This window comes from Streptomyces nidicola (assembly GCF_050106155.1).
GTDB lineage: Bacteria > Actinomycetota > Actinomycetes > Streptomycetales > Streptomycetaceae > Streptomyces.
In genome coordinates, this window is sequence record NZ_JBNBPI010000001.1 from 961406 (window position 1) to 976609 (window position 15204).

The 15204-nt window shown below is 71.7% G+C and carries 12 protein-coding genes; 3 read left to right on the top strand and 9 right to left on the bottom strand.

The genetic code is table 11. The annotated features are described in order from the left end of the window. Nucleotides 1-50: 50 nt before the first annotated feature. On the bottom strand, nt 51-1112 hold the full coding sequence (locus tag ACOKM3_RS04520) for a glycosyltransferase family 2 protein (RefSeq protein ID WP_426897113.1): 1062 nt from the start codon (nt 1110-1112) through the stop codon (nt 51-53). A 369-nt stretch (nt 1113-1481) separates the two neighbouring features. Here ACOKM3_RS04520 and ACOKM3_RS04525 point away from each other — a divergent pair, with 369 nt between their 5' ends. After that, complete coding sequence (locus ACOKM3_RS04525) at nt 1482-3662, top strand: TerD family protein (protein WP_426897115.1); 2181 nt, start codon at nt 1482-1484, stop codon at nt 3660-3662. A 133-nt stretch (nt 3663-3795) separates the two neighbouring features. Here the strand turns inward: ACOKM3_RS04525 and ACOKM3_RS04530 are convergent, their stop codons facing one another. From ACOKM3_RS04530 to ACOKM3_RS04555, 6 genes are all read right to left on the bottom strand, one after another. Next, on the bottom strand, nt 3796-4953 hold the full coding sequence (locus ACOKM3_RS04530; protein ID WP_426897117.1) for a peptidase C39 family protein: 1158 nt from the start codon (nt 4951-4953) through the stop codon (nt 3796-3798). Nucleotides 4954-4967: 14 nt separating this feature from the next. Then, entirely contained in the window at nt 4968-7073 is a 2106-nt protein-coding gene (locus tag ACOKM3_RS04535; RefSeq protein ID WP_426906702.1) for an iron ABC transporter permease, read from the bottom strand. A 32-nt stretch (nt 7074-7105) separates the two neighbouring features. Next, a complete protein-coding gene (locus ACOKM3_RS04540; RefSeq protein WP_426897119.1) occupies nt 7106-8176 on the bottom strand; it encodes an ABC transporter substrate-binding protein in 1071 nt (356 codons plus the stop codon). A 101-nt stretch (nt 8177-8277) separates the two neighbouring features. Continuing rightward, nucleotides 8278-9144 (bottom strand): ABC transporter ATP-binding protein, encoded by an 867-nt coding sequence (locus ACOKM3_RS04545; protein ID WP_426897121.1) that lies wholly within the window; start codon nt 9142-9144, stop codon nt 8278-8280. Between the two features lie 166 nt (nt 9145-9310). Continuing rightward, the gene (locus tag ACOKM3_RS04550; protein ID WP_426897123.1) at nt 9311-10177 is read right to left on the bottom strand and encodes a helix-turn-helix domain-containing protein; all 867 of its coding nucleotides are present in this window, start codon (nt 10175-10177) and stop codon (nt 9311-9313) included. A 36-nt stretch (nt 10178-10213) separates the two neighbouring features. Continuing rightward, nucleotides 10214-11059 (bottom strand): prephenate dehydratase, encoded by an 846-nt coding sequence (locus ACOKM3_RS04555; RefSeq protein ID WP_426897125.1) that lies wholly within the window; start codon nt 11057-11059, stop codon nt 10214-10216. 222 nt (nt 11060-11281) lie between these two features. On the opposite strand from ACOKM3_RS04555, the gene ACOKM3_RS04560 reads away from it, so the two are divergent. Both ACOKM3_RS04560 and ACOKM3_RS04565 read left to right on the top strand, forming a co-directional pair. Beyond that, nucleotides 11282-12313: a LacI family DNA-binding transcriptional regulator gene (locus ACOKM3_RS04560; RefSeq protein WP_426897127.1), complete on the top strand. Its 1032-nt coding sequence runs from the start codon at nt 11282-11284 to the stop codon at nt 12311-12313. A gap of 152 nt (nt 12314-12465) precedes the next feature. Next, the gene (locus ACOKM3_RS04565) at nt 12466-13296 is read left to right on the top strand and encodes an MBL fold metallo-hydrolase (RefSeq protein WP_426897129.1); all 831 of its coding nucleotides are present in this window, start codon (nt 12466-12468) and stop codon (nt 13294-13296) included. A 68-nt stretch (nt 13297-13364) separates the two neighbouring features. Here the strand turns inward: ACOKM3_RS04565 and ACOKM3_RS04570 are convergent, their stop codons facing one another. Both ACOKM3_RS04570 and ACOKM3_RS04575 read right to left on the bottom strand, forming a co-directional pair. Continuing rightward, complete coding sequence (locus ACOKM3_RS04570) at nt 13365-14666, bottom strand: MFS transporter (RefSeq protein ID WP_426897131.1); 1302 nt, start codon at nt 14664-14666, stop codon at nt 13365-13367. Then, the gene (locus ACOKM3_RS04575) at nt 14663-15202 is read right to left on the bottom strand and encodes an ArsR/SmtB family transcription factor (protein WP_426897133.1); all 540 of its coding nucleotides are present in this window, start codon (nt 15200-15202) and stop codon (nt 14663-14665) included. Before ACOKM3_RS04575 ends, ACOKM3_RS04570 begins: the two co-directional genes overlap by 4 nt. Nucleotides 15203-15204 lie beyond the last annotated feature (2 nt).

A 15204-nucleotide genomic window follows, 5' to 3' on the forward strand; every position in this document is an offset into this window, starting at 1 on the left:
TCACCTCACGGGCGGGTTGGCGGCATTCGGGCGGATTTCCGCGGCCGGGCTCATATGGCCGTCGGCGCCCGCCCCTTCTCGTACACGACCAGGCCTTCAGACCGGCCCAGCGGCACCAAGACCAGCTCCACCACGACCGCCTTCCAGGCGTAGACGACGTTGACGAGCTTGGTCGGATACACACACGGGAGATTCACCAGCACCGATCTCAACGGCACCCGCCGTCGGCGCGCCGCATAGATCAACGGCGGAAGGGTCAGGCCGAGTTCGGACCCGAGCCACCAGCCGAACGTCTCCGCGGCCGGGCGGCCGAACCCGAGGGTGAGCACCAGGGGCGCGCCCCACCACAGCGGGGCGAGCAGAATCTCCATCAGCGCGAGGACCACCCACAGCGCGAGCATCGGCTTGCGCAGCGCCAACTGCCCGGTGTGCAACCGCACGTTCTGACAGAAGCCCGCCATCCACCGCCACACCTGCTTGCGCAGATACAGCAGGCTCTCCGGGTCGGCCGCTCTGGCCTCCGCGTCACCCACGTACACCGCGCGCCGTCCCGCGATCTGCTCGGACCACGTGAAGTCCATGTCCTCCACGATGGTCCGCTCCGGGAACCCGCGCTCCCCGAGGGCGCTGCGCCGGAACATCGAGCAGCATCCCGAGCACACCATCGGGCTGCCCGCGCCCGCCTGGATCGGCCGCTGCCAGTGGAATCCGTGCAGATACTCCACCGACCGGCCGCGCTCCCACAGCGTCCGGGCGAACCGGGTCTGCACATTGCCCGCCGCGACCGTCACGCGCGGATCGGCGAAGACCGGCGCGACCTTCTCGATGTAGTCCGGCGCGAGCACGGTGTCCGCGTCCACCGCGAGCACGAGTTCCGAAGTGCAGTGCGGCAGCGCGTGGTTCTGCGCCTTCGCCTTGCTGCCGAGATTGCTCGGCGGGCGCAGCACTTCGGCGCCGTACCGTCTCGCGACCTCACCGGTGGCGTCGACGGACGCGTCGTCCACCACGATCACCCTGCGCGGCGGCACGGTCTGTGCCGCGATCGACTCCAGGGTCGCCGGAAGCCCGGCCTCCTCGTTGTGCGCGGGCACGATCACTGTCACGTCATACATGTCCACGCCCCCGAACGAGCCGCCGCACCGCGGCCCTGAAAAGCACGCCGGCGCCCACCACCGCGTACACAAGAACACTCACTCCGACCACCGGCAGCCCACTGCCCATACCCGCTCCCCCGTCATCCGCCCGGCCACTTCCCCGGCCGCTTCCTCGCTCCGGCACCGCGCCGTCGCACACCCATGAAGCTAGCCCGCCACGGGCCGGGAACGGCCGGCCCGCCGCAATCTGTGGACGGCCCGGCGCCTGTGGACAACTGCGTGACACGAACGGGGAGTTGATCAGCCCGCGGGGCGGTGGTACTCGGGAGGCAGACGCCGCAAAAAACCCGGGTGCGCACACCTGCACCCCGCTGTCACCATTCCCCCATGGTTCATCCTCTCGAGCAGCTGGTCGTCCGGCACACCCACCGTCTGCCCGCCCCCGAGGGCGCGGCCGGTGAAGGTGCCGTCGCCGCGCGGCAGTTCGATGCCGCGCTGATGTCCGTGGGCTTCAAGCTGTCCGCGTCGCTGCTGGAGCGGCTGGCCGGGCTGTCCGAGGGGGCGGTGGTCGACGTCGCCGTGCGGACGCTGGCCGGTGTGCGTGAGCTGGTCGGTGACCATGTGCGGCACAACACGTACTTCGTCGACTTCCCGGCGCACGTGCCGGACACCCTGGACTTCTGGATGCGGTGCATCCGTGAGGCGCTCGCCGACGACGACACCCGAGAAGACACCCTCAAGCAGCTGAGCACCGGCGTGGTGAATCTGCTGACACTGCCGACCTACGGCCGCTACCAGCACACGTACACCGAAATGCTCGGCCACCACGACGAGTTGATCGCGGCGGCCGGAGACCGGATGACGGTGCTGCATCTCGGGCAGGACGCGCCGGCCGAGGTGCGCGAGCTGTACCTGAAGCTCGCGGGCAGCCGCACACCGCTGGGCGAGGACGACCTTCGCGACCTCGACGCACTGGCGGAGCACTGCGTGGACGGCCCGCAGCCCGAGGAGATCCCCGTGCGGGAGAACCGCGCGGTCATCAACAAGGCGCGTCTGCGGGCGGGTTCGGGCCTGCTTCTCGACACCGTCACCGATGTGCTGCGTCTTGCCTGCGCGCTGGCGGGACCCGACGGCGACGTGTCCCTCGTCGAGCCCACCAGGTTCGGGAAGCTGTCGCGGCCCACCCGCCGTGTGCTGCTCGCGGGCCTGAACGCGGTGGTCGCCGCGGCGCCCGCGAAGCTCGCCGATGTGGCCGCGCACCGGGAGATGTGGAAGCGCCTCGGCGAACGGCTGCACCCGCACGAGTTCCCCCAGTGGCCGTACGCCGCCCAGGTGTTCGCGGTGGCACGCGGCGAGCAGCGGGTGCGCACCTTCGCGAGCCGGACCGAGGAGCGGCTCGACCGGGGCGACCTGCTCGGCGCGGTCGAGCTGCTGAAGTCCACGCCGGGCGTGCTGCTGCGGTCCGTGGACCGGCTGTTGCGTTCCGCCCGCACGGACGAGGAGTGCACGGCCGTGCTCGCCGGCGTCGAGGAGGCCGTCCCGCAGGTTTCCGGGCGGGTCCTGCTCTCGGTGCGCCAGCACCTGCTGAACCGCGGCGACCGGCTCGAACGGGCAGGTGCGCGCCGGGTGTTCATCAACCGTCTCGGGCGCGCCTGGGTCACCGAGGACACGCGTCCCGCCCTTCCGGACTCCGTCAAGGAGCGACTGGTCGGGCTGCTCGACGCGGAGATCGCGCGCCGGCTGCCGGAGGCCGGCACGGTGCTCGTCGACCCGGACGTCCTCGATGTCGCGCTGCCGCTCAGCGGCAAGGCGGTCGCGGCCGGGCTGGGTGTGCTGCCGCGCGGCTCGGTGTCACCGGTCAGGGGTGAACTGCTGCGGTTCTTCGTGTACTGGAAGCAGAAGAGCCTGACCACCGACTACGACCTGTCCGCGGTGATCCTCGACGAGAACTACGAGCAGGTCACCTGGCTCTCGTACACGCAGCTGACGGACGTGGAGGGGCGGCACTCCGGGGACATCGTCGAAGCGCCCGAGGGCGCCTCGGAGTTCATCGAGCTGCGGCTCGGGGCGGTGCGCGGCAGCTTCGTCGTGCCGCAGGTCCTGCTGTTCTCCGGGGAGGGCTTCATGGACGTCGAGGAGTCGTTCTTCGGGTTCATGCTGCGGGAGGGCGAGCAGAAGGGGCGGCCGTTCGAACCGCGCACCGTGCGGATGAAGTCGGACCTGCGGGGCCCCGGCCGGGTGGCGCTGCCGCTGGTGTTCCGGCGCGGCGCGGACGGCCAATGGCGCGCGCACTGGCTGCACTTGTACCTCAAGGGCATGCCGGCCGCGAACCGCGTCGAGGAGACCCGGGTGACGGTGGAGTCACTGGCGCGCGGCATCGTCGAGCGCGAATTCCTGACCGTTCGCTGGCTGTTGGGCCTGATGGGCGATGCGGAGGTGACCATGTGGGACGGCGCGAGCGTTCCGGAAGGGCCGGTCACCTACATAGGGATGCAGCGCCCTGATGGGCTGCACCCCGAGTCGCGGATCCTCACCCCGGAAAATCTGCGCGACGCGATCCCCGAGTGACTGGTAGCGTCAAGCGCGGTGAGGCCATGAGGGGGCTTCCTTCTCAACTCCTTTCAATGAATTAGCCTCCTCGCTTTCCTCACCGCCGACTTCGAGTCCCCGGCGCCCCGCGCCGGGGACTTCGTCGTTGCTCCTACGGGGCGGGTTCCGGCGCGTGGCCGATGCGCACGGCGCCGCGGAAGCGGTCCGCCGAGACGGTGGCCATCCCGTCGAGCGACGCGTCGGCGACGGGCAGCAGATGGGCGTCGACCCAGGTGTCCCCCGCCGCCGCGCTCGCCCACGGGTCCTCGATCACGACCGCTCCGGGGACGACGCCGTGGCAGAGCACCCAGTGCGGCACGTCGAAGCCCTGCATCGCGGCGAGCGACACCAGGAGCAGCACGTGTTCCCGCCGGTCGAGCGCGGCGCGGATCGCGGCCAGGGAGAGGTGGCGTGCGTCGACGGGGACGCCGAGGTGTGCGGCCTGCGTGCGGGACTCCCGTTGCAGCAGGGCGCGCCACTCCTGTTCGCCGTCCGGGAGATGGTCGAGCAGGACGGGGCGGTCCACGTCGAGATGGACCGTCACGGACGTCGACGGCCACGCCCGGCGCACGGCGACACCAAGTCCTACGGGCTCGCACGCAAGGAAATTGGTCGCGTCGCGCCACAGCGCCAGCTCCGCCCGGCGGTCGAGCGCCTCGGGCGGCAGTGTCCCCGCGTGCGCCTGCGCGAGCAGGGCGGTGACGGCGCCGCATGTGAAGTGGGTGGTCTGCCCGTAGTACGGGGGCTCGTTGGGCGGGGGCTCGCTCGCCACACCGTCGTGCAGCCAGCGTACGTAACCGGTGGCGGGGCCTGCCGTGTCACCGGGAGCAGGCCCTGTCGCGTCCCCCGCAACAGGCTCCGTCGCGTCGTCGGGCGGCGTGAGCGGAGGGCACATCGGGGTGAAGCCGGCGGCCGCCGCGTCCTCCGAACTCGCCGTCCAGCCTTCCCACTTGACCTGCGCGAGGCCCTGGTCGCGTGCGTGGGCGACGACGGCCGCGACGGCCGCCCGCACATCACCGACGGCGTCGACGATCTTCAGATAGGCGGTGCCCGGGCGCGCCGACACGAGCGCGGCGCCGGTCCAGTCCGTGGCGTCGTCATCGTCGCCCGGGACGGCGACGATGTGCGGGGCGTGGGCGGAACGGTCGACCGCGCGCCAGCGCTCGGGCACGTCGAGGTGGGCGAGGCGCCTCAGCAAGGCCGGTGATGTATCGGACTCGAACGGGACGACGATGATGGGGTGCACGGGGGCTTCCTTGACGGGGGACATTCTGCGACGCGGCGTCATGCGCGGGACTTCCGGAGCACCCACACGAAGTACGGGGCGCCGACCAGCGCGATCATGAGGCCCGCCGGCATCTGGGCGGGTGCGACGAGCGTGCGGCCGAGGGCATCGGCCACGCAGACCAGCACCGCTCCGAGCAGCATCGCGACGGGGATCGCTCGGCCGTGCCGGGATCCGACCAGTGACCGGGCGAGGTGCGGGGCGACGAGTCCCACGAAACCGACGACACCGACCGCGACCACGCTCAGCGCCGCGAGCACGGCGGCGATCGCCAGCGCGGTGAAACGCGTGCGTTCGACCTTGACGCCGACGATGCGCGGGGTGTCCTCGTCGACGGCGAGCAGGTCGAGCCGCTCGCGCATGGCGAGCAGCACGGGCAGCGCGAGCGCCAGGGCCACCGCGACCGGTACGACATCGGGAAACGTGCGGCCGTAGGTCGTACCGGACAGCCAGGTGAAGATGCGGGGCGTGTTGTACGGGTCGGCGCGCAGGAGGAGGAAGGTGGTGATGGCGCTGAGTCCGTACCCGCAGCCGATGCCGATCAGTACGAACCGGTCGGGCAGGAAGCCGCCGCGCCACGACAGCAGGGCGACCACCGCGAACGTGGCGAGCCCCGCCGCGACCGCCACCACGATGAGCACCGTCCGTCGGCCGGGCAGGCCCGACGTGACGACGCTCGCCGCACCCAGCCCGGCGCCCGCCGTGATGCCCAGCACGCCCGGCTCCGCCAACGGGTTGCGTACCGTGCCCTGCACGACGCATCCGGCCAGCCCGAGCGCCGCGCCCGCGAACACCGCGGCGGTCACGCGCGGGACCCGGTCGTCGAGCGCCTGGCCGATCAGATCCGGCGCCAGGCCCTGGGCCCACAGCACGATGTCCCCGGTCCGCAGCCAGAGACTGCCCGCGAGGACCGCCACGACGGCCGCCACGGCCAGCAGTGCCACCGCGCCGGACACGACGAGGAGGTACGCGCGCCGCGACCGTGCGGCGATCCGCGCGTGCGGGGGCCGCGCAGCCTGGCCCGTGTCCCGCAGGCGCAGCGCGAGCACCACGATCACGACGGAGCCGAGCAGCGCGGTCGGCACACCGGTGGGGATGGCGGCCGCCCCGTCCGCGCCCTGCACCGCGCGCAGGCCCGCGTCCGCGAGCAGGATGAGCAGCGCGCCGAGCAGCCCGGCCGCGGGCACCGAGTACAGGTGGCGGCGCAGCGCCCGGACCCGCCCGGCGAGCAGGCGGACGAGGACGGGTGCGCCGAGGCCGACGAAGCCGATCGGTCCTGCGAGGGTGACCGCCGTACTGGTCAGCAGCACCGCACAGAGCACGGCGGTCACGCGGGTGGTCCGGATCGGGACGCCGAGGGTGGCGGCGGTGTCGTCGCCGAGGTTCATCACGTCGAGGCGCCGGGACAGCGCGAGGCCGAGGCACAGCACCACGGCCACGAGGGGCCAGGCGCGCACGGCCGCGTCGATGTTCAGCTGCGCGAGCGAACCGCTCCCCCAGGCGAAGAGGCCGGTCGTGTTCTGGTCGAACAGGATGAGGAGCGCACCGGTCGCCGCGTCCAGGGCCATCGCCGTCGCCGATCCGGCGAGGATGAGGCGGGTGCCCGCGGTGCCCGCCGCCCGGCCCGCGAGAAGCAGCACGAGCGCCGCCGCGGTCAGGCCGCCGACGAAGGCGACGACACCGGACGCCCACAGCGGGACGGCGAGACCGAAGGCCGCGACGAGCGTGAGGGTGAAGTAGGCGCCGGCCGTGACCGCGAGGGTGTCGGGCGAGGCGAGGGCGTTGCGCGTGACGGACTGGAGCAGCGCTCCGGCCGCGCCGAGGGCGAACCCGACCGCCACGCCCGCGAGCAGGCGCGGCAGGCGCGAGCCGGTGAAGATCTCACCGACCGGTGCCCCGCCGATGTGCTCCCGCGCTCCGGCGAGATACCGCACCAGGTCCCCGACGCCGACGCCCGAAGTCCCCTGCGTCAGATGCCACATGCCCACCAGGACGGTCGCGACGAGGAGCACCGCGAGGACGGCGATCCCGGTGGGGCCGCCTGATGACGGTGCCCGCGGGGCCTTGGCCCCGTGCGGCGCGCCCGCATCGTTCGATGTGCCCACCTCGTGTGGTGCGCCCACCTCTTGCGATGCGCTCACTTCTTGTCGAGTACGTCGACGTACGCGTCGATCGCCTGCTCGGTGGAGCGCGGGCCGCCGGCTCCCCACACCCGCGCGGGGAAGGAGTGCGCGCGGCCTTCCTTCACGGCCGGGATCGTCTTCCAGATCGGGTTCTTCTTCAGCGCCGCGACGTAGCCCCCCGCACCTTCGTCGTTGGCGTAGAAGAGGTTGGCGTCGCCCACCGCGGTGAGTCCCTCGACGTCGGTCTGGGCGAGGCCGTAGGACTTGTCGACGCCGCCGTCCCCGTGGTTCTTGTTGACGGCCTTGGTCCACGCCGGGTTCATGCCGAGCTCCTTGCCTATCTCGGTGAACAGGGCGCCGTCGCTGTAGGGCCGGACGGTGAGGTTGCCGCCCTGCAGCCATCCGTCGAAGAACAGGAAGTCCTTCGTGGGCAGATCGGCGTCGGTGACCTTCTTCTTCGCCGTGGCCAGGTGGTCGTCGAACTCCTTGAGCACCTGGTCGGCCCGCTCGGTGCGGCCCGTCGCCTCGCCGATCATGCTGAACACGTTCCGCATGTTGCCGATCGGGTCCTTCGGGTCGGCCCCCTTGGTGACCAGCACGGGGACCTTCCGCTTCTCCAGCTTCTTGACGGTCTCGTCGTCGGCGTCGAACGCCTCGACCACGACGAGGTCGGGCTTCGCCGCGTAGAGGGTGTCGAGGTCGGGCTCCTCGCGGGTGCCGATGTCGGTCACCCCGCTGGGCAGCTTCTCGGCGCTGACCCAGGTGCTGTACCCCTTCGCGTCGGACACGGCGGTGGGCGTGACGCACAGCGTCAGCGCGTCCTCGACCTGCTGCCACTCCAGGACCGCGATCCGCTTGGCGGGCTTGTCGAGCTTCACGGTGCGGCCGACGCCGTCCTTGAAGGAGACCGGCTTCGTCGAGGTGGCCGTGGTGTCCGATGCGCAGTCCTTCGACGCGGGCGACGCACTGGCCCCGCCGCCCTCGGCCTTGGCGGCGTTGTCGACGTCGGTCGTACCGCAGGCCGTCGCGGCGAGGAGGACGAGCCCGGTGGAGGTCGACGCCGCCAGGAGACGGGCACGGTTCATGAAGGGGCCTCTTTCTTGAGATGTGTCGAGGTACGTGTGTGGAGCGGCGTACGTGCGTGTTGGGGTACGTACGTGTTGGTGGGAGCGGCGGATGTTCCGCCTCAGGCGGCGTGCCGCCCGATGGGATCGATGCGAAGGCGGCCGGTGCGGGCGTCCACGCTGACGTCGACCCGGATGTCGTAGACCTCGCCGATGTTCTCGGCGGTGAGGACGTCGGCGGGTGCGCCCGCCGCGTGCACGCGTCCGGAGCGCATGAGGACCAGCGTGTCCGCGACACGGGACGCCTGGTCGAGGTCGTGCAGCACGATCCCGACCGCGATGCCGTGCTCCTCGACGAGATCGCGCACCAGGTCGAGCGTCTCGAACTGGTAGCGCAGGTCCAGGTGGTTGGTCGGTTCGTCGAGCAGGACGACGCCGGTGTCCTGGGCGAGGCAGGCCGCGAGCCAGACACGTTGCATCTCGCCGCCGGACAGTTCCCCGACCGGGCGTGCTGCCATGTCCCGTACGCCGGTGACACCCATGGCACGGTCGACGGCGGCCCGGTCCTCGGCGGTCGGTCCCGCGAAGCCGCGGCGGTAGGGGTGGCGCCCGAAGGCGACGACCTCCGCGACCGTCAGCCCTTGGGGCGCGGGCCTCGACTGGGAGAACAGCGTGACCTCACGGGCGAACTGGCGGGCGCTGAGCAGCGCCGCGTCACGTTCGGACGGTCCTTCGGGAGCGCCGAGTGTCACCCGGCCGCCGTCCACCCGGTGCAGCCGGGACAGCGCCCGCAGCAGCGTGGACTTGCCACTGCCGTTGGGCCCCACCAGGGCGGTCGCGCGGCCGGGCGCAAGGTCGATCGAGACACCATGGACGACCGGCCTGCCGTCGTAACGCAGCACCAGGTCATGCCCGTTGAGGGCGGCGCCCGCCGACGCATCAGGAGTGGCGACCGAACGCTCGGTGGGCCGAGGAGAGCGCGTGAACATCGACGATTCCCGGTGGTCGGAAGGGCAGGGGTCGCGGCACCCTCCGACCGGCCGTCACCGGCCGGGCCGCGAACTCACCCGCGTACGGGCAGCGCCGTGCACGTCGAGCACCAACTAAGGGTTACCTAACTCCGAGCAGGTTATATTCCGGCCGCCGCGTCGACAATCACGCGTTCTGGACACCTGATACGGGATTCCGGACATCGCCCGGGACGCCGTCGGCACCGTCGGCGCCGTCGTCCGTCGCGAAGAACGCACCCGGCGTGGTGCCCATGACCCGCCGGAACGCGGCGATGAAGGAGCTGGACCGGGCATAGCCGAGCGTCTCGGAGACCGTCAGCACGTCGAAGCCCTCGGAGAGCAGCGTCAGCGCGCGGTGCACCCGCAGCAGTTGCCGCCACTGCGCGAACGAGAGGCCTGTCGCCTGACGGAACGCGCGGGTGACCGTCCGGTCGCTGATCCCGAGCCGCACCGCCCACTCCTCCAGCGAGCGGGGGTCGCCGGGGTCGTCCAGGAGGGCTTCGGCGATCGGATCGATCCGGGGATCGTTGGGCAGCTGGAGGGCGAACTGGTGCGACGACGGCCGGAGCACGTCGAACACGACCGACTCCGCCCGCGCCCTGGCCGCCTCGTCGAGATCCGTGCGGGACAGATGGATCAGCAGCGACTCGAGCAGCGGCGTCATCGCGATCGCCTTCGGTTCCCCGAACGCGAACGGGGTGCGGTCCGGGGCGAAGAAGGCGTCGTGGAACTGGGCACCCGCCGTCGACCGGCCCCCGTGTGCCACTCCGGCGGGCATCCACAGGCCGTGCCCCTCGGACACGGTGAAGACGCGATCCCCGACGCGGGACGTCAGCGTTCCGCCGCGTACCCAGACGAGTTCGTGAAAGGCGTGCGAGTGCGGCGCCCACTCGGTGGGAACGCGGGGGATGCGGAATCCGGCGGTGATGGTGAAAGGAGCCCCGCCCTGCTCCGGAAGCGGCTCGACCGGCTCCCGCGGCTCCACCGGCTCCGGCAACGCCGATACCTGCATGCGCACGAGTCTATCCGGGGCGCCGGCGGCCACCCCTCACACGTTCCGCTCCTCCAGCCGGTGCGGATGGGCCGGATAGACGCCGAGTACGCGAACCTCGGACGAGAAGAAGCTCAGCTCGTGCAGGGCGAGCGCGACACGGGGCTCGTCGGGATGCCCCTCGATCTCGACGTAGAAGCAGCTCGGGTTGAGCCCCGCCCCCATCTGATAGCTCTCGATCTTGGTGAGGTTCACCCCACTGCTGGCAAAGCCGCCGAGCGCCTTGTACAGCGCACTCGGGATGTTCCGCACGGCGAAGAACAGGCTCGTCATGGTCGGCCCGCCCTCCAGAGGCGCGAACTCGGCGTCACGGGACAGGACGACGAACCGCGTGGTGTTGTCCGGGTCGTCCTCGACGCCGGCCTGCAACACCTCCAGGCCGTAATGCCCTGCCGCGGCCGGAGGGGCGAGCGCCGCATGTCGCGGGTCGCCCAGTTCCGCCACCTCGCGGGCGGCCCCCGCGGTGTCGTCACTGACCCGCGTACGCCACCCGCCCGCACGCACCACCTTCCGGCACTGCCCCAGCGCGTGCACATGGCTGCGGACGCACTCCACCTGACCGAGCGACGTCCCCGGCACTCCCATGAGGTCGAAGCGGATGGCGTGGAAGTACTCGCCGATCACGAACAGGCCCGATTCCGGGAGCAGATGGTGCACATCGGCGACGCGGCCGGCCGCGGAATTGTCCACCGGAATCACCGCGAGGTCGGCCGTGCCCGACGTCACCGCGTCCAGCGCCTGCTCGAAGCTGACGCAGGGCAGTTCCGTGCACCCCGGGAACAGCCTCTGGGCGACGGTCGCCGAGTTGGAGGCGTGTTCGCCTTGATACGCGATGCTGGTCACAGGGTTTCACCTTCGGTGCGGAGGTCGTCGCCATCGTTCAGGGGACTCATCAGGAGACCCAACTCTTTCATCCCGGCGACCGGGGCCTCCGGCCAGGATCCGTACGCCCCCGCCGACCCCGGCCCCCACGACACCATCCGCCACACTGGAGGCCCACCGCTCCGCCCGCCCGTGCACGTCGTCGCACCCGGGCGGGCACCCGGCCCCCGAAGGAGCCCCCGCGTGAAGCGCCCCACCGCCCGCGATGTCGCCCAGCTCGCCGGTGTCTCGCGTGCAGCCGTGTCGTTCGTCTTCAGCGGGCGGGCCGAGGGGAATCTGTCGGCCCGGACACAGCAGCGCATCAAGGAGGCGGCGGACACACTCGGCTACCGGCCGGACGAGGTGGCGCGGTCGCTGCGCGCGCGGCGTACGGGGGTGATCGGGATGCTCAGCGACTCGATCGCGACGAGCCCCTTCGCCGGGCGCATGGTGCTCGGCGCGATGGAAGCGGCGCGTGCGCGCGGGCACCAGGTGCTGCTGATGGAGTCGGGCAGTGACAGTGCCGCGGAGGCCGAGGCGGTCGCCGAGCTGCGCGCACGCCGCGTCGACGGGTTCGTCTACGCGGCCATGGAACTCGTCGCGACGGACGTCCCCGAGGGCCTGGACCCGGGACGCACGGTGCTCGCCAACTGCCTTCCTCGCAAGGAGGGTTCGTACGCCGCCGCGGTCGCGGACGAGCGGGCCTGTGGGCGCGGCGCCGTCGACGTGCTGCTCGCGGCGGGGCACCGGGACATCGCCCTGGTGGGCGGGCCCGTGGGGAACATCGCCGCCGACAACCGCGGCCTCGGCTTCGCCGACGGACTGCGCGCGGCGGGTGTGCCGGTGCCCGCCGGGCGGCGGCTGCGGGTCGGCTGGCAGATCGACGAGGGGTACGCCGCCGCGCTGCGCCTGCTGGACGTGGCGAAGCCGCCGACGGCCGTGGTGTGCGCCAACGACCGTGTGGCGACAGGGGTGTTGCTCGCGGCCGCCAGACTGGGGATCTCCGTTCCCGAGCAGCTTTCGGTGGTCGGATACGACGACCAGGACCAGATGGCCGCGCACCTGGTCCCGGCCCTCACGACCGTGGCTCTGCCGCATCACGCGATGGGTGCGGCGGCCGTGGACACGCTGCTCGACGCGGTGGAGTCCGGCGGCCCGGTCCCGGCCGGACACGTACGGCGCCTGGAGTGCCCGGTCGTCGCGCGCGCGTCGGTGGTGACCCCGGCCGACGCCTGAACGTCCCCGACAAACGCCGCGTGGGGAGGGCGAGTTGGTGATCCTCCGCCTGCCGCCCTTGCCCGACGACACCCCGAAACGGGTGGAGCGGGCTAACGTCTCAACAAGCGGCAGACGGCAAGCGGCTGCCGGCCACGATCAGGAGGTCCCCCATGCTGAAGCAGGTAGCAGAAGGGGTACTGGTCCACCAGAGCGAGTTGCTCCAGAACAACACCGTTGTGGTGGAGGGCACGGATGGTGTGCTGCTCGTGGACCCCGGGATCACAGGCGACGAAATGCTCTGCCTGGCGAACGACCTCGCCAAGTTCGGCCGGCCCGTGACCGCGGGCTTCTCGACGCACCCCGATTGGGATCACGTGCTCTGGCACGCCGAACTCGGCGAAGCACCTCGTTACGGCACGGCGCGCTGTGCGGCGGACATGGCCGAGCTGCTGTCGCAGGCGGACTGGCGGACCCAAGTCGCGGAGGGGCTGCCGCCGGAGATCGCCGAGGAGACACCGCTGGACCTGTTCGGCCTCATCACGGCTCTGCCTGCCGGGACGGTGCGGCTCCCTTGGGACGGCCCCGAAGTCCGGATCATCGAACACCCGGGTCACGCCCCTGGCCATGCGGCGCTACTGCTCCCGCACAGCAGGGTCCTCATCGCGGGCGACATGCTCTCCGACGTCCTGATCCCGATGCTCGACGAGTCCGCCGCCCCGATCGAGGACTACCTGGTCAGCCTGCGACTGCTAGAGGACGTGACGCCCGACATCGACGTCCTCGTCCCCGGCCACGGATCCGTCGCCGACGCCGACGAGACGCGCACACGCATCCACCAGGACCGCGCGTACATCCACGCCCTCCGCGACGACCTCACTCCCGCCGACCCACGACTCGGCACCTCGGCGCGTCCCGGCTGGGAGTGGGTGAACGACGTGCACGAGGGGCAGGCCCAGAGCATCGCGCGGCGAGGCCGGGACGGCAACGGGCCGGACAATTAGGTATCCGCTTCGGAGGGCCGCGCAGAGGGGCCACTGGGCACCCCAGTCCGAGGAGGTGGCAAGGGGACTCACTGTGTCACGTCGGGTGCGCTCTCACGGGCGTGGCCCTTGGATGCCGGGTGATCCGGCCCGTCGGCCGTCCGAGCCGCCGCACGCAGTGCCGTCTCGACCCGGTGGTTGCTGGTCATGGATGCCGTGACGGCCGTCATCGTCAGGAGGAGGCCGGCGGCGGCGTAGAGCGGGGTGCGGACGTCGTACGTGGTGGCCAGCCAGCCGCCGAGGAAGGCCCCGACGGGGGCGGCGCACATGGCCAGCATGCGGGACGTGGAGGCGACCCGGCCCATCAGGTGGGCGGGGACGATGGTTTGGCGGAGGGAGGGGCCGAGCACCATCGTGGCGCCCATGCCGGCCCCGCAGACGGCGAGCGCCGGCCCGGCCACGTAGGGGTTCGGGGCGGCGGCCAGGACCAGGATGGCGAGCCCTTCGACGGCGGCCGTGCAGGTCAGTGCGGTGCCGGTGCCGAGTCGTCGGCCTAGGCGGGAGGCGATACCCGCACCGAGCAGGCCACCGGTGGCCTCCGCTGTGAGGAGCAGGCCGAAGCCGTAGGTGTCGATGCCGAGGCGGTCGTGCGCGAAGAGGGCGAGCACGGTCTCCACGGCGAGGAAGGCGACGTTCCCGACCGCCGGGCGGAGCGCGAGCCCGAGCAGCACCCGGTCCCGGAAGACGTACGAAGCCCCGGCCCGCGCCTGCCGAAGCAGCGTCTCGCGGACCTCCGGAACGGGTCGGGGCATGGCGGGCAGCGACCGTACGAGCAGTGCGGAGAGCAGGAACGACACCGCGTCGGCGAGCAGCGGAACCGCCCTCCCGAGCGCGAGCAACGCACTGCCCGCAGGCGGCCCCGCGAAGCCGGACATGGCCGTCTGGGCGCCGCGCAAACGGGAGTTGGCGCGCTCCAGAAGGGCAGGGTCGCGGCCGAGCAGATCCGGCAGATAGGCCGTGGCGGCCGTGTCGAAGAAGAGTCCACCGAGGCCGAGCAGGAACGCGACGGCCGCGAGCAGCGGAATGCTCAGCACGTCGAACGCCGCCGCTGCCGCCGGTATCGCGAGCAGCGCCGCACGCGCCGCGTCCATGACCCACATCGTGCGCCGCCGGTCCCAGCGGTCGACCAGCGCACCACCGAGCACTCCGAAGAGCAGCCAGGGCAGCGTGCCCGCGGCCGTGACGACGGCGAGCGCCATCGGGTCCCGTGTCAACGTCAGCGCGAGCAGCGGCAGCGCGGCATGTGACACCCCGTCACCGAGCGAGGACACCGTCTGTGCGGTCCATAGCCTCCCGAACCCGGTCGGCAACTTCCTTACGGATGCGGTCACTTGGCGTCCCCCTCGGCCATCTCGCCCGATGCCGGGTGGAACAGTGCGAAGACGAGCGACGCGTCCGGCAGCGACGGGTCGGACAGCTCCCGGTACTCGTCCGCCAATGCCTCGAGCCGCGCCCCGAGCTCCGCGAACTGCTCGTCGGTCAGCCGCAGATGGGCCATCCGAACGTGCCGCTCGCCGCCCGCCGGCGACGCCTCCAGGTCCGCCACCGCGTGCCGCATCAGCACATCCGGGCCCCCCTCGCCCGGATCCGGCAGCACGATCGACCGCGCGGCCATCGCGTAGTACCGCTCGGTGACCCCCCGCACCTTCCGCGTCCGCACCACCTTGACCAGCCCGGCCCGCTCCAGCAGCCGCACGTGGTAGCTGGAACTCCCCTTCGCGAGGCCGATCCGCTCGGCGATCTGCGTGATCGTCGCAGGCTCGAAGCGGAGCACGGCCATGATCCGGTGACGCGTGCGATTGGAGACGGCGCGCAGCTGGTCATCCGTGGTGACGTGAATCGTCTCGGCAGGATCGTCGGTAGGCATGC

Excerpts from the sequence above, each read along its gene's own strand:
- ACOKM3_RS04520 (WP_426897113.1), bottom strand. The coding sequence starts at position 1,112 with ATGTATGACGTGACAGTGATCGTGCCCGCGCACAACGAGGAGGCCGGG.
- ACOKM3_RS04525 (WP_426897115.1), top strand. The coding sequence starts at position 1,482 with ATGGTTCATCCTCTCGAGCAGCTGGTCGTCCGGCACACCCACCGTCTG.
- ACOKM3_RS04545 (WP_426897121.1), bottom strand. The coding sequence starts at position 9,144 with ATGTTCACGCGCTCTCCTCGGCCCACCGAGCGTTCGGTCGCCACTCCT.
- ACOKM3_RS04530 (WP_426897117.1), bottom strand. The coding sequence starts at position 4,953 with ATGTCCCCCGTCAAGGAAGCCCCCGTGCACCCCATCATCGTCGTCCCG.
- ACOKM3_RS04550 (WP_426897123.1), bottom strand. The coding sequence starts at position 10,177 with ATGCAGGTATCGGCGTTGCCGGAGCCGGTGGAGCCGCGGGAGCCGGTC.
- ACOKM3_RS04540 (WP_426897119.1), bottom strand. The coding sequence starts at position 8,176 with ATGAACCGTGCCCGTCTCCTGGCGGCGTCGACCTCCACCGGGCTCGTC.
- ACOKM3_RS04565 (WP_426897129.1), top strand. The coding sequence starts at position 12,466 with ATGCTGAAGCAGGTAGCAGAAGGGGTACTGGTCCACCAGAGCGAGTTG.
- ACOKM3_RS04575 (WP_426897133.1), bottom strand. The coding sequence starts at position 15,202 with ATGCCTACCGACGATCCTGCCGAGACGATTCACGTCACCACGGATGAC.